This is a genomic window from candidate division KSB1 bacterium, assembly GCA_022562085.1.
Lineage (GTDB): Bacteria > Zhuqueibacterota > Zhuqueibacteria > Oceanimicrobiales > Oceanimicrobiaceae > Oceanimicrobium.
This window is the reverse complement of record JADFPY010000090.1, coordinates 1-14,082: the sequence shown is the minus strand read 5'-3', so window position 1 is coordinate 14,082 and position 14,082 is coordinate 1. Positions and strand designations below refer to the sequence as shown.

Sequence of the window (14,082 nt, the reverse complement as noted above, 5' to 3'; positions counted from 1 at the left end):
TGGCTAATGCTGAATTAAATATTTTTTTTGCGGTAGTCGGCGCCCTGGCCTTCTCTGCCGAAGATTTCTCTTTTAGCATATTTATTCTTACCGATGCAACCATCTCTTTTAAACTTCCGAGATCGGCGCTGGCGGCGGCCGCTTCAGAATTTGTTTCCGCTTCCTTAATTGATTTTTGAAATAAATTACCCGCCTCTGTGAAGGTTTCTTTTGCTGCCCAAAAGTTTTCTTCTTCGAATTCTTTTTCTGCTCTTTGTTCGGCATCCAGAGCGAACCCAAAAGTTGCCTCGGCCCAAGTTTCGGTATTGGCTTCCTCAGCTGCACTTTTGCTGCTTAGCATCAATTCTCTGGCAGCAGATGCAGGGCCCACGAGCTCTTCTTTGGAGGTTTTGCTTAACTTGTCCAAATAGTACCAACCACCTGCACCTACTACCAGAATAAGGAGAGCCGCTAAAGCGTATCTAAGCCCTTTACTTGACGTTTTTCCTGGGGCACCTTCCCGAGGTGCCTTCGCTGGAGTTGTATCCTGTCCTTTTTGAACTTTTTTTAAGCCATTTACTGCCTCTTTGTGTTCAGGGTCTATTTTTAGAACGTTATTAAATTTTTTCAATGCCTCGTTGTATTTGTTTTGCTCGAGGTACCCGTTGCCGTCCACAATTAATTTGTCTAATTTCTTTTTTTGCGCCGTTTCCTCAGCCGAAACAATCATGGTTTCGATTTTATCTTCGATAGCGAGACATTGCTGTTTTAAAAACTTGGCTTCTTCATTATTGGGGTCGATTTCTAACACTTTGTCGAATCTTGTCCTTGCTTCGGTAATTCTCTTTTCCTCAAAAAAGGCCCGGCCTTCAATGAGTAAGCCCGATATTGTTTGATCCTGCTGTTGATGTTTAAGAATAATTTCCAGGTCATTAATTATATTGGAACAGTCACTGTATCTTTCTTCCGGTTTTTTTTGCAAACATTTTGATAGGATTTTTTGTAGATCTTCAACGGGGGCGCTTTCCTCCAGATTAATATTCTCCGGTTCTTCATGAACAATTTTATACATGATGGTCGTGTTGTCCCCTTGAAACGGTCTTTTGTAACTAAGAAGCTCATAAAGAAGTACGCCAAAAGAGAAAATATCGGCTCTTTTGTCAATCTTAATCCCCTTGATTTGCTCAGGTGACATGTATGCCAAAGTACCCACTATCATACCTTGCTGGGTCAATGTACTTGATTCCGGTCTTGCGATGCCAAAGTCCATAATTTTTATTTTGCCATTATCAAGAACCATGATATTCTCAGGCTTAATATCCCGATGAATGATTTTGTTGGCGTGGGCAAACTTCAGTGCTTTACAAATCTGTATCGCATACGAAATTTTTTGGTTTAGTTCTATCGGCTTTTTCTTTGAAATTAGCTCACTCAGATTACTACCCCTCAGGTATTCCATTACAATATAGGGTTTGCCCTCTAGTTCGCCAACTTCATGCACAATAGTGATATTTTCGTGGGATAATTTGCCGGCCGATCGAGCCTCACGATAGAACCGCTCCTTCACTTCGGGAAGCCCTAATTCTTTCTCTATAATAACTTTTATAGCAACTTCTCGATCTATATAGGGGTCAAGGGCTTTATAAACGATTCCCATGCCTCCTTTCCCTATTTCTTCAATAATTTTGAATTTGCCTATTTTTTTCATAGGAGAAGTACCGAGCTTATTTAGAGGTGAATAAAAACAGACGAAAAGACATCTCAAATTTTCTTGGATTTCGAAAAAATGTTCACAAATTAAGTCAGCATAATTTCAAGTATAATAAAATGTCAATTAATTGTCAAGACAATATTGGGAAACAAAGTCATCGTATTTTTTGGCCCACGGTTTCCTCGGGAATCAGTGATTAAACTTGTTTTACTGATAAATTATGTTTAAATTTTCCTTTGTCTGCCAGTAACCTTGTATCAAACAATATAAAATACAACTGAAGAGTAAACAATGTTGAAAAAGTTTAGCAGCTTTTTTCTTAACAGAGCGATCGTTTTCATTCTGGGAGTGGTGGTTGGTGGCGGTCTTTCGCTTGCCATTAATCGGGTGCCAAAAGATTTTTTCTTCAAGGAAGAGGCTCCCAAAGAAGTGCGGGAACTAGACCCATTCGCCGATTTTGAAGTACCCATGAATGATCGCATAAATGCAAAAATTCGAAATTATACCCGGCCAAATATGAAAGCAGGTTTGCTGGAAAGTTACAAACGGTCCGGAAAATATTTGCCCATGATTCAAGCCATTTTTGAAGAGTACAATCTTCCACAGTATTTGGCTTATTTGCCGATTTTAGAAAGCGCTTTCGAACCAAACAGTTTGTCGAGAGCCGGGGCGGTCGGGTTATGGCAAATTATGCCGGCAACGGCCATGGATTATGGTCTGAAAGTCAACCGCTGGATAGATGAGAGGCGGGACCCGGAAAAGTCCACGATTGTTGCTGCTGAGTATTTGCAGTTTTTGTACGCTAGGTTTGGGGACTGGGAACTTGCCCTGGCAGCTTATAACTGCGGTTTCCCAAAACTGATCCGGGCTATGAAGCGCGAGAAGGTCGTTAATTATTGGCAGATTCGCAGAATTCCGAGAGAGACCTATAATTTCGTTCCAAAGTTCTACGCGATTTTACACATCTTTTCCGATCCGGAGAAATACGGTGTGAGATTACCGGAAAAAAGCAAACCTTGGGATTATGAAACAATCGAAATTGAGGCAACATTTTCCATTGATCAAATCGCCAGGCTGGCAGATGTGCCGCCGAATGTTATAAAAACTTTCAACCCGGCGTTGACCGCTAAAATTGCCCCAAGCGGTAAGTATTCGATCAAAGTGCCGGTGGGTGTTAAAGAGCATTTTATGCAGGAGTATAAGGACAACCCGCCGGAGCAGATTCAGATTACCTATGAAACTTATCGTGTGAGAAGAGGAGATACCCTCAGCAAAATCGCTAAGAGGTTCGGTACGTCGGTTAGAGCAATCAAGGCTGACAACAATCTGCGCAGTTCAAGATGGATAAAGACAGGGATGAAACTGCGGATTGCTTCGGTGACGGTTATTAAAGAGTCGGTTGCAGACGAAACGGAATTAGCTGATGCGAAGATAGAAAGCGATTCGGTTTATACACCTCCCCCTAAACAGTTAAGATTTCTCTACAGAGTTGAGCGGACCGGTTTATCTTTAAATGTCCTGGCGCGCTATTATTCGGTCACCGCCGATGAAATCAGAAAATGGAATCCGCTGATCCGAGTCGATGACCTTCAGAAAGGCAAGCAATTGAGAATTTACAAGAGAAAAGATTTGGCTGTTTTTCATAGAACAAGACGAGGGGATTCGTTGTGGCGGCTGGCGAGGAAATACAATACGACGGTGAGCAATTTAAGGAGGTGGAACCAGGTGAGGGGTTCGAAAATTTATCCGGGGAGTCGGTTGGTGGTGGGGTTGAGGTGAGAACGAATTGTCATGTTCGTGAAAAGATTTATCCCGGGCCTGCCCTGAGTGAAGCCGAAGTGGTCGAAATGACTCTTCGTTTACCTCAATTTTACCTTTTTAATAATCGTCTCAAATATGATCCGGCGCTCTCATAATTTTCGTTTCTTGTTCATCCAGGTCCCGGGTTGCAATCTTCAGGACGACCGCTGTTAAATTATCCGTTGCTCCTTTTTCATAACAGTTTTCTTTAAATATATCACAGATTTTTTGCAGCTTACCCCTGTTCTGCTCAATATTGGCAAGCATTTCTTCGTTCGAGTTGTGGATATAAATTCCATCCGTGCACAGGATGAAGAGGTCTTTGTTTTTGAGATTTACTTTCTGAATATCCGGTTCAACGTTAGACTTGATACCAAGCGCCTTTGTAATAATATGCCGGTCCTGGAAGTCGCTTTCCTCTGCTGGTTTTATCAGGTTGTTATCGATGAGATTTTGCAGTTTGGAGTGATCGCGCGTGAGCTGGATGAGCTTTTTATCTCTGTAAACATAAATTCTACTATCGCCGATGTGCCCTAAAATAGCGTGGTCTGCTTCGATCAGTATGATGACAATTGTCGAAGCAATTTGCTGTTCTCTTTCTTTTGCTAAGGCATGAATCGCTTTGTTACCTGCCGTTATTAACTTCTTAAGAAAATCTACCGAATTTTCTTTAGTTCTTTGCTCGTTCTTTTTCTCTCTTGGGATTAATTCACTGATAGTGCTTATAGCAGTCTGGCTTGCTATATCACCGGCATTTGCACCCCCAACGCCGTCGGCGACAGCAAAAACACCGTCTGCTTCCAAGATGAGATAACTGTCTTCATTGACTGTATAATTAGAGCTGAGGCCTATGTCGGTTATGCTGGCAGTTTGAATCGAGAACTTCATGCTTCGACGGCTCTTTTGCCATTTCTGTGCGAAAGTCCCATCAAGAAACCAACAATAAGCATTGAAACCAGGAAAGAAAAACCACCGCGGCTGATAAACGGTAGAGTGATTCCTGTGAGCGGAATCAGTTTTATCACGCCGCCAATATTGACGAAGACTTGTACTGCAAGCATGGTTGTAAAACCGGTGGCCAGGAGTTTTTCAAAATCACTATGAGATTCCAGAACAATGCGAATCCCGAGAAAAACCAATCCCAAATAAAGAAATACGATGATAGCCGCCCCGAAGAATCCCAACTCTTCCGAAATCGCCGCATAAACAAAATCCGACACCACGAGTGGAATATTAGTGGGATACCCCAACCCCAATCCCGCTCCCGTCCACCCGCCGGCATTTAGAGCAAAGAATGAATTCATAACTTGATAGACACTATCCCACCAGGCGTTATTGTGAGGTTCAGCCCAGATATTTGACCAGATGATAAAGCGCTGCATCACGTGCGCGGGTGCAATGCCCTCAAGCAGCAGAATTAACCTGGATGTTATAACGGTGATTGCAATTCCACCAAACAAAAAGATGTACTTTCGGGTGAGCACAAAAACCATGATGATAACCAGTCCGCCGTAAATGATGACTTGACCGAAATCTTTGAGCAGAATGAATAAAAGCTGCGGTATGAGCCAAATTAATAAAAACGGACCCCACGGTATCATTATTCTTTGAAGTCTTTTCCCTTTGATTTTTGGTGCTTTTCGGGTGAATTCATCTTTGTATTTGGCGAAGAATCCCGCCAGAAAAATAATGATTGTGACCTTAAATGCTTCCCACGGGGTCATTTGGTAAACAAACCTGCCGCGTGTGCCTACCTCGCTTAAAGCAACAAAAATGAAAAGCAGAAAAACCGTGAGCGTTACCCAGAAGAATGGCCGGGCCAGTGAATCCATGAATTTGTTGTCGGAGCATTTTCTGATAATGTAGATAATCAAATAGAGAGCAATCGAATAAGAAATAATCAAACGCGACCAGCTGGGGACACTGTTAAGAAATTCCTGCATAACTTGGCCAAACTTAAGCTTATCCAGTTTAAGAAATTGCTCAGCTTCCTTTTGGATGGCTTGCAAACTCCTTTCTTCAGAAGCTTTATCCACGGTTGAGTCCAACGTTGCAAGTTGTTGAGTTGAATCAGTGAGTGCGCCTTCTTCAAGGACCGCTGCGGAATACTGCCTGATCAGGGTTTTCTGGAAATCGATGTTAATTGCGGAGCTGATTCTATATTGAACGATAAACCCGATTCCGGTTAGCAGGGCCACAACAATGAGAATTGCGAAGTCGCCTTTGTAATTGCGTTTTAGAAAAAGATAAACAACAAGGAAAGCAGAAATCATGAGGGAGTTGCGCACCAAAACTGCCAGGCTGGGATCGTAGCCTCGGGCATTTCCGGCAACATAAACGGAAAGCATTCCGAGTACTGTTATCAGGATGGTGAAGATCAACCCAAACAGCGGGTTAATTTTTAGCTGAGATGGTGGCTTCTGTTCCGTCATCGAAGTAACCTAATTCATATGCCTTTAAGTAGACTTGCTTTGCAATTGGTGCAGCAGCAGAACCGCCGTAACCAGCTCCTTCGGCGATCACCGCAATGGCGATTTTCGGATTTTCGACTGGGGCGAATGAGATAAAAACCGCGTTGTTGATAATAACCTTTTCTTTTGTGCCGTCTTCATGTGTAATGATTTTTGTGAGTTCTGCCGTTCCGGTTTTACCGCCTGCTTCGACTTCTTTCATCCGCAGTCTCCAGGCAGTTCCGCCCCGCGCCCAAACAACTTCCCGCATCATTTTTTTGACTTTTCTGGAGGTCTCTTCGGACATGACTTTATGCCACACTTCCGGGGCTTCGTTCAGCTCAAGTTTTGGTTTCATCAAAATGCCATTGTTGGCAATTGCCGCTGCAGTCATGGCCAGTTGTAATGGAGTCGCCAGAACTTTTTCCTGGCCAATAGAGGACCAGGCGAGCTCGTGGGCATTTTCAGTAGGGGGGAAGGAGCTTCGGAAAGTAACAATTTTGCCCTTAAGTTCGGGACGGGAGATATTCCACTCAACCGCTTGATTGTAACCAAAGCGCCAGGCGATTTCGTGCATTAAGGAATCGCCGACGGTTACGCCCAGTTTTGAAAAATAGTGGTTACTCGACTTGACCATGGCTTTGGTCATATTTATTTTGCCCTGCCCCCGCCAGACAAGTCCTCTTTTGGGGTAACTGACCCGCTCGTGATCGTGAACTCTTTTCCTGCGCACGCCCGGCGGGCGATAACCGGCTGGTCCCAGGTTCCAAACCGGGTCGATTCCTTTTTCAAGAGCAGCTGTCGCAACAAGTGGCTTCATTGTTGAGCCGGGAGGATAGCGTCCTTTTAACGCCCGGTTATAAAGTCGCTGATTTTCTTCATCTCTAATAATACGAACCCAGGCTTTGTCAACTGAGACTGAGTCGGGATGAAAGCTCGGCGCGCTCACTAAAACCAGGACGTCTCCAGTTGCCGGCTCGATTGCTACAACAGCCCCTTTGTTATCACCGAAGGCCTCGTAGGCCGTCTTTTGTAATTCGTAATCAATCGTCAGAACAATATCATTGCCAACCGGCTTGAGACGAAAATATTTGTTGTTGGTTTTGTTCTGTTTTTCTTCCTCAGTGAAGTCTGTCCACCCCATCAATCTTTCGAAATAAAATTTCTCCAAACCGCTTTTACCCCGCTCAACGTCTGAGTAGCCAAGCAGGTGCGAGGTTGCTTCACCGAGCGGATAAATTCGCCTGGGGAGTCGCCCGTTTGAAGGGGGTGAGTAACCGGCCAGCAGTTTCGCATCATCATGAGTGCGGTCGTAAATTTTCCCTTTTAAGGTTGTGGCCTCAATTATCCAGGGTCGCGGATCATGCAGTTTTTTTGTTTTTGCGAAATATTCGTTGTCGATGAAAAGCTGCCAGTAACTTTGATAACCGAGCAAAGTCAGGAAAGCGAAAATAAAGACCCATAAAACAACCGAGAGCTCTTTGCGGCGGGCGAAAGAAAACAGACCCGGCATATTTTTAACTGTAACATAAAGTATTCGAGCAAGGTAAGCCGCGATTGAGAAGAGGATAAGGTATTTGGTTATGATCAGTATAATGAGCATGGTCGTTATTTCTCAGAGAGGGTCATGACCACGGGGTTGGTTTTGCAAAACTTGATCTGGTCCCCAATTTTTAATTCCAGACTGCCTTTTATAGGATTTTCATCATTATTAATGAATGTGCCGTTGGCGCTGCCTTCATCAACTATGGTGATTTTAGAATCCGGCATAAAATAAAGCGTCGCTTGCTTTTTTGAGATGTTATCGTACGGCAGGCAAATCTCAGCAGTAGGAACCCGGCCAATAGTATACGTTTTTCCCGGTTTGATTTTCCACGACGTCCCCTGTCCCTGACCTTTGATGATTTTGAGCTCATATTTTCCATCATCGGCCGGCTGAAAGTCCTCCTCCTCACTTGAGAATCGGACATGGATTTCAATCTTATTCTTGGACAAGGTTGCTGAAGAAATAATTTGCAGCTTTATCAGCGGTTGTGAAAGTGCGTAGTCCCGGTCTGCCACATACCTTTGCAATCTGTCTTGCATGTTGGTTTCAAGCTTTGCAATTGAATGGGCATGCTTAATAAAGACTTTGTTATTGACTATGACGTCAAAGTTATCAGGGGCCAGAAGTCTTTCAGGGTTATTTGGGTCAAGATTCCTTTCCAGTTGATCGGTCAATTGGCTAAAAAGCCGTTCCGGTTCCAGCGGGTCCATTAACCACCAAAAAATGGAAAAAATTATTTTTTTAATAGCGCTATCTATGGCTGCTATAAGGCCCATTTTTTTACCCGGCTTTAATTGTCAGTTTGTAGTTCATGATTTTTATTTCATCTTCCGGAAATACCTGAACTTCTTTTTTGAGCTCCAATTCTTCGCCATTTACAAAAGTACCATTGATCCCTGCCGGCGTTAAGTAATACATTTCATCTCTCATCTCAAGGGTAGCATGTGCTCTGGAAATAGAAAAGTCGGAAGATTCCAGAACGACATCGTCCTGGCTGCTGCGACCGATGGTTACCATTTCTTTGGTCACAAGTTGTTCGTTTGTGCCATCGTCCGTATGGATGAGCAGCTTGTACAAAACCGAGCTTTCCGGCATTTGTACGATGGTTTGCTGTTCATCTGCTGCACTAAAATCGGGTGCTTCGACGATTGTTTGTTGAAGATCATTCTCATCCGGTGGAGTCATTATCTCGGAAGCGGTCTTATCCAGACTCGCTCGCTCTTCCTCCGGCGAGGGTTTTTTCATTCTGTGAACGACTTTAAATTGGCCTTTTTCAATGGCGGGGTCAGTGTTAACCGAGATCACCACGTCACCTTTGCTTTGCTCAGGATTGATTTTGCGCATTTCATGAAAGAGCTCTTCTTTCAGCTCACTGCACATGACGTCTTCAACTTCCAATCTCATGTTTCTATCCGATTCATTGAAGTAGATAGTGTAAAAATTGGGAATAAGAATTCTTCTTCCGACCACATCTACATTTTGCTCCATAATTTCTTTCAGTTTCTTTGAGATCACTTTGTAAGGAATCCTGTCATCTACTTTTCTTCTTATGGATTGGGTTTCATCGTCGAGATTGGAGACCCGTCTCCAGGCGCCCTTCAGTTTTTCTTTAAAAGCCATGGAACTACCTCTATATCTATTTTTAAAACATCTCTTAGGAGACTCATCAAATTATACTTAAATATGTTAAAAACTTACAAAATTGTCAAGTATAATTTTAAGAGAGCCATCCAAATTATAAAGTCTGGCGTTCCTATAAAGTCCTTGACAATTAATGAGTTGCTACTATATTAAAATGGAGTTAGATAGAATTAGTAACTTTATTTAATGGTACAATCATTGCGAAAAATCTCAGAAAAGAGAAGCTCGAATCGAGTGTAAAGAAATGACTAAACTCGAGAAAATAGAACCCGAGTGAAAAAAATAACTAATACGAAACTGTAGAAGAGATTGGCAAGGGCGGGATGGGTATTGTCTATAAAGCATTTGATCCGTTGATGGAACGAGAAGTGGCGATTAAAGTCTTAGCGGAGCAGCTTTTTGACCAGCCAGAAATTAGAGAACGATTTTACCGTGAAGCCCGCTCGGCCGGTAAACTTTCCCACGAAAATATTACCATCGTTCACGACCTGGGAGAAATCGAAGGTAAACCGTACATCGTTATGGAATACCTGCCGGGTAGCGATCTCAAACAAATCAAAACAAAACGAAAAACTTAGCCTTCGTCAAAAACTTGATTTTGCCCGGCAGATTAGTAACGGAGTTTCTTTTTCGCATTCTAAAAGTATAGTACATCCGCGACATTAAACCGGAAAACATCCGGGTTCTGGATGATGGAAAAGTAAAAATAATGGACTTTAGGCCATTGAATACCTGCAAAAAATCGATACTGCGGAAAAGCAAGCCAGGGGAGGAGTCACTTCTTTCTTTGAGGGCAATATCACACAATCGATTAAATTGCTAAACCAAGCCTTGATCGTCTACCAGACAAATTTTAATATTCAGGCCTTTTTGGGCTCTGCCTATGCCACAGAATATTTTTTATCTGGTGAAGAAAGCAATGAGTCCTTGCAGAAGCTTTGACTGAATTTGATAATGTTAAAAAGTTGGATTCTAATTATCGATTGGATAGTCGATATTTCTCACCACGAATTCTTGAGTTGTTTGCTCAAGAATCTGAAAACTAACAGCGTTCGTTTGATTGCTCACTAAGTATCAATTGCAATTCTCTCCGGTTTTACAATCCGCAAAATTACATGTAAAGCTTGTTTTATTTCGTCTAACTGGGCTGGCTTTACGGTTACGACAAAATCCTGTTTGCCGGTTCCATTTTTAACAACGTTATCATTATATTGCGAGCTTTTGAGGGCATAAATGAGCGTGCTGAGTTCTTCAATTTCATTTGTATTAACATCGTCAATGCGTAAAACAACATGCTCAACCAAATTTTGAGCGAGTTTACCTCTGCTCCTATTCCGAGTGGATTCGGTTTTGAAATTATCCGCTAATCTGTAATCTTTTGTCATTAGTCCAGGCTTTCAAGATTAAGAAAGTGAGTAATGCTGGCAAACGAAGTTGTTAATAAATCGAAGTGTCTGAGCCAATTTGTGAATTAAATTCGGTATGATTGTTCTCAAAAGTTATGCCAAAAAACCTAACTTCTAAATAAACAAGAATTTGAATCGTTCAGGTTGAAGCTCCGAATTGTCCTGATGTACGCATGGGTTCATATTTGTAATCAGATTTCTGACTTCCGATCATTGCGTGGTTAATTTGCTACAGATGTCGATTTATTTCACATATTCGGAAAATCCCAATAAGGGGTAAGCCTTTAAATTACAACATTAATTTTGTGGCACACGATTTGTCTTTCTCAAAGGCAACCAAGCAATGGATTACATAAGTGTAATTTATTTTACCCTATCATACGATTAGGTAATTTGACAATTCAGCGGGAGGCAAGAATGAAAATGAAAAACTACATTAAGGTTGTTTTAAACGGTGTTTTGGGTGTTTTTGTTTTATCCTTTTCAGTTTACGCTCAAGAGAAAAGTCCGGCATCCCGGTTTTCTCATAAAGGTCTTAAAGCAGCGATCAGCTCGGCTTCTTTTGAAATGATTGCAGAAAGAGGGCTTAACGAGGGTGAGGGCGGCGCATTGAGCCTGGGCTACGGTTTTACAAATAGATTTTCCATGTGGCTGACACTTTTGGGGTCCGAACACATTCCGGTGAATGGTGGAGAATTGCTGACTGAATTTGGCGGAATCGAACTTAACTTACAACAAAAGTTTGAAATTGAGTCAAGGTTACAGCCCTACGGTAAAGTTGGTTTTGGTGTCTATGCTTTGCAGGAACAAAATTCAGATATCGCGTTTGTTGGGGCCGGACTTAATGTCGCACTCGGCGTGGATTTCCTTTTCTCAAAACATTTTGGGGTCGGTGCGGAAGTCATGTTCAAAAAACTCGATTATTACAGCCAGAGACAGGAGACTGAGCAGGGAGAGTTTTTCACAGATTTAAACCCGGACTTAAACGGCGATGCAGTTGGATTTATGCTCACTTTAATGATTCAATAGCTTCCTCCTCCTATCCATTCCTCGAGACCCCGGCCCAATGAGCCGGGGTTTTCTTTTTTTCTCTCATATGACCAAAGTAAACTCGGAATAATTAAATGAGTCTGTGGTAATTTTAGCGCGGCTTGGAAATCATTTCTTTTAAATCCTAATTTTGGTACGATTAAATTAATTAACCTGCAGCCTATGGTATTTTAGAATTATTATGTTAAATCAGGGTTAGATTTTATTTCATTAAGTCAGGGCGGATTTTTTGTCGAAGTCAAAACGATTCAGTAATTATATGCAAATTGATAATAAAAATTCATTTATCAGACCGATGCTAATTTCTGTATTGTGTCTAGTCCTTTTTCTTCCACTTTATTCTCAGACTAAACCGCACGACCCAAACCTTCTTCTTCAAAAAGCAAATAGCTTGAAAATCGAGGGTGAGTATAAGGAAGCTGAAATTGTATACCGTCAGGCGCTCGTTTTTGACAGAAAATCTGTGGAAGCAATGCTTGGTTTGGGGCAAACTGCATTCCTAAAACAAGAGTGGGGCAAAATCAAAGACTGGTATGGTAAAGTATTGGAAGTACAACCTTTTGACTCTGAGGCGAACTATTATCTGGGTATTGCTTATCGCGAGACAGGTAAAACCAAATCCTTTCAATTAAAAAAAATGGATTTCAACAAGTCGAGAGATTTCTTTTCTCTGGTGATTGATAGAGAACCTGCTTACCGGGATGTGTTTTATCAGCGAGGCCTTGTTGAGCGGTGGGATGGAAAATTCGAAAATGCTCTTATATGGGGTCATAAGCAGGTTGAAATCAAGCCGGATTTAGTTCGCGCAGAAATAGGACTTTATAAATCATATCGTCTTTTGTTGAAACACAGCAACCATATCCGCTGGACCGACATGCATCAGGGAATGTGGGTGGATTACCTCCAGGGGGAAGTGTCTCGGCTGAATAAAGATTTTGAAAAGGCTGAATCGATTTTTCAAAAAATATTAGAGCAGCACTCTGTAAATAAAAACCTGATATACTTATCCCTTGTGCGACTGAATCTTCAGCAGAATTCATTAAAAAAAGCCAGCGACTATTTTAATTTAGCATTGAACTCTCTTGAAACTCACTTTGATGCAGAATATCTGTTTGAGGATTCAAAATACATATCTACTGATCAAGAAATGGCGCTTTATAGAAATTTAGGAACGGTTGAGGATAAAAAAATCTTTTTTCAAAAATTTTGGAAAAGGCGTAACCCGTTACCGGCTTCTCCTATTAATGTTCGTGCGATGGAGCATTATAGAAGACTCATTTTAGCCGAAAAAAGCTTTTGGTTCGATGGCGTCCGCAGCTGGGCAACTAACCCGGACAAGGCCGGTCATTTAAAGTTTCCGGCGGCTTACTTTGAAAATGAAGAATTCAACGATAAAGGTCTTATTTACATTCGTCACGGCGCCCCTAACCAGGTCGCTATCACACCCGCTATTGGCTCCAATGAATCCTGGCATTATTTTAAGCGCGACGATAGGGAGAAATTTATTTTTCACTTTCTAAAAGAAACTTATCTTGCCACCGGGAACAATTGGAAGCTTGCTGCCAATTTACCAAACATACGTATGGTTCAGGATCGAGTTGGCTGGGATCCCAAACTTGATCGATTAACTTTGGCTACATCAGTGCAGGAGATTAGCAGTATCCAGAACCAAATAGCCGATCAAAGCCATCTGACGGTGAAAAACGCCATGTCCAGTGATTCTCATACCTGGGATAAAGGTACCGAAGAATTAGATATGCCATACTATATCGCCTATTTTCGAGGTGATAACAATAAAACTCGTGTTGAGCTTTATTATGGATTGTCCATTCAGCAACTTTTAAATGATGAGCAAAATATGGATGGGTTGGTTTTTAAACATGGCGCCGGAATTTATGATCTTGACTGGAATAACATTACTCAATTCTCCAGGGAGGTCTCGTTTAAGTCAACTCTGGAAAACATTTTTATTCACCGGTTTTATCTTGATTTGGAACCCGGTACCTATCACTCTGTATTTTATGCCAACCGCCCTTCGACTAAAAAATGGGGAGGAGATAATTTCGAGATCGAGGTGCCGGTAATTGATCGCAAAGCCTTTGGCATGAGCGATCTGGAATTAGCTTTTAATATTCTTGATGCTGAACGCGAATCGGTGTTTAAAAACGGAAAGTTTGAAGTTATCCCTAACCCAAGCAAAATTTTTAATAAATCCGATCAGGTTCATCTATATTTTGAAATATATAATTTGAGGAAGGATGAAACCGGGGAAACATCATTTAACATTGAATACACCATGACTCAACGGAAGGGATCTTTTAAATTGTTTGGTGGCGGAAAAAAACAGGTGATATCGGTTAAGAATGACTTCACTGGTTTTGAACATACTTATTATGAAACTGCCGGCTTTGATGTGAGCAAGTTACAGCCGGGAGAATATAAAATGACGGTTAAAGTGAAAGACTTGAATCACGGCAAAACAGCCGAAAAGTCAATTGA

The 14,082-nt window shown here is 41.8% G+C and carries 11 protein-coding genes; 4 read left to right on the top strand and 7 right to left on the bottom strand.

The genetic code is table 11. The features are described from left to right. Positions 1-1,687 (bottom strand): protein kinase (locus tag IH879_09755; GenBank protein MCH7675220.1); only part of this gene is annotated, 1,687 nt, incomplete at its 3' end. Between the two features lie 294 nt (positions 1,688-1,981). Here IH879_09755 and IH879_09750 point away from each other — a divergent pair. Further along, entirely contained in the window at positions 1,982-3,469 is a 1,488-nt protein-coding gene (locus tag IH879_09750; GenBank protein MCH7675219.1) for a LysM peptidoglycan-binding domain-containing protein, read from the top strand. A 111-nt stretch (positions 3,470-3,580) separates the two neighbouring features. On the opposite strand, the gene IH879_09745 is transcribed toward IH879_09750, so the two are convergent. The 5 genes from IH879_09745 to IH879_09725 are packed head-to-tail and all read right to left on the bottom strand — an operon-like array spanning position 3,581 to position 9,106. Further along, positions 3,581-4,378, bottom strand: coding sequence for a serine/threonine-protein phosphatase (locus IH879_09745; GenBank protein ID MCH7675218.1), 798 nt, complete (start codon positions 4,376-4,378; stop codon positions 3,581-3,583). Beyond that, positions 4,375-5,922, bottom strand: coding sequence for an FtsW/RodA/SpoVE family cell cycle protein (locus IH879_09740; protein ID MCH7675217.1), 1,548 nt, complete (start codon positions 5,920-5,922; stop codon positions 4,375-4,377). Before IH879_09740 ends, IH879_09745 begins: the two co-directional genes overlap by 4 nt. Next, entirely contained in the window at positions 5,885-7,543 is a 1,659-nt protein-coding gene (locus tag IH879_09735; GenBank protein MCH7675216.1) for a hypothetical protein, read from the bottom strand. Before IH879_09735 ends, IH879_09740 begins: the two co-directional genes overlap by 38 nt. Positions 7,544-7,548: 5 nt before the next feature. After that, positions 7,549-8,262, bottom strand: a complete 714-nt coding sequence (locus tag IH879_09730) for an FHA domain-containing protein (GenBank protein MCH7675215.1) — start codon at positions 8,260-8,262, stop codon at positions 7,549-7,551. Between the two features lie 4 nt (positions 8,263-8,266). Next, entirely contained in the window at positions 8,267-9,106 is an 840-nt protein-coding gene (locus IH879_09725; protein MCH7675214.1) for a DUF3662 domain-containing protein, read from the bottom strand. Between the two features lie 344 nt (positions 9,107-9,450). On the opposite strand from IH879_09725, the gene IH879_09720 reads away from it, so the two are divergent. Next, positions 9,451-9,705, top strand: a complete 255-nt coding sequence (locus IH879_09720) for a protein kinase (GenBank protein ID MCH7675213.1) — start codon at positions 9,451-9,453, stop codon at positions 9,703-9,705. Between the two features lie 489 nt (positions 9,706-10,194). Here IH879_09720 and IH879_09715 read toward each other — a convergent pair whose 3' ends face one another. Next, on the bottom strand, positions 10,195-10,512 hold the full coding sequence (locus IH879_09715) for a hypothetical protein (protein MCH7675212.1): 318 nt from the start codon (positions 10,510-10,512) through the stop codon (positions 10,195-10,197). A gap of 438 nt (positions 10,513-10,950) precedes the next feature. Between IH879_09715 and IH879_09710 the strand changes: the two genes are divergently transcribed. Both IH879_09710 and IH879_09705 read left to right on the top strand, forming a co-directional pair. Beyond that, positions 10,951-11,562, top strand: a complete 612-nt coding sequence (locus IH879_09710) for a porin family protein (GenBank protein ID MCH7675211.1) — start codon at positions 10,951-10,953, stop codon at positions 11,560-11,562. 412 nt (positions 11,563-11,974) lie between these two features. Beyond that, positions 11,975-14,082: GWxTD domain-containing protein (locus IH879_09705; GenBank protein ID MCH7675210.1), on the top strand; the 2,108-nt coding region annotated here is incomplete at its 3' end.

Bases quoted from the DNA above. Each gene is read 5' to 3' on its own strand.
- IH879_09745 (MCH7675218.1), bottom strand. From the start codon at position 4,378: ATGAAGTTCTCGATTCAAACTGCCAGCATAACCGACATAGGCCTCAGC.
- IH879_09735 (MCH7675216.1), bottom strand. From the start codon at position 7,543: ATGCTCATTATACTGATCATAACCAAATACCTTATCCTCTTCTCAATC.
- IH879_09750 (MCH7675219.1), top strand. From the start codon at position 1,982: ATGTTGAAAAAGTTTAGCAGCTTTTTTCTTAACAGAGCGATCGTTTTC.
- IH879_09710 (MCH7675211.1), top strand. From the start codon at position 10,951: ATGAAAATGAAAAACTACATTAAGGTTGTTTTAAACGGTGTTTTGGGT.
- IH879_09740 (MCH7675217.1), bottom strand. From the start codon at position 5,922: ATGACGGAACAGAAGCCACCATCTCAGCTAAAAATTAACCCGCTGTTT.
- IH879_09720 (MCH7675213.1), top strand. From the start codon at position 9,451: ATGGGTATTGTCTATAAAGCATTTGATCCGTTGATGGAACGAGAAGTG.
- IH879_09715 (MCH7675212.1), bottom strand. From the start codon at position 10,512: ATGACAAAAGATTACAGATTAGCGGATAATTTCAAAACCGAATCCACT.
- IH879_09730 (MCH7675215.1), bottom strand. From the start codon at position 8,262: ATGGGCCTTATAGCAGCCATAGATAGCGCTATTAAAAAAATAATTTTT.
- IH879_09725 (MCH7675214.1), bottom strand. From the start codon at position 9,106: ATGGCTTTTAAAGAAAAACTGAAGGGCGCCTGGAGACGGGTCTCCAAT.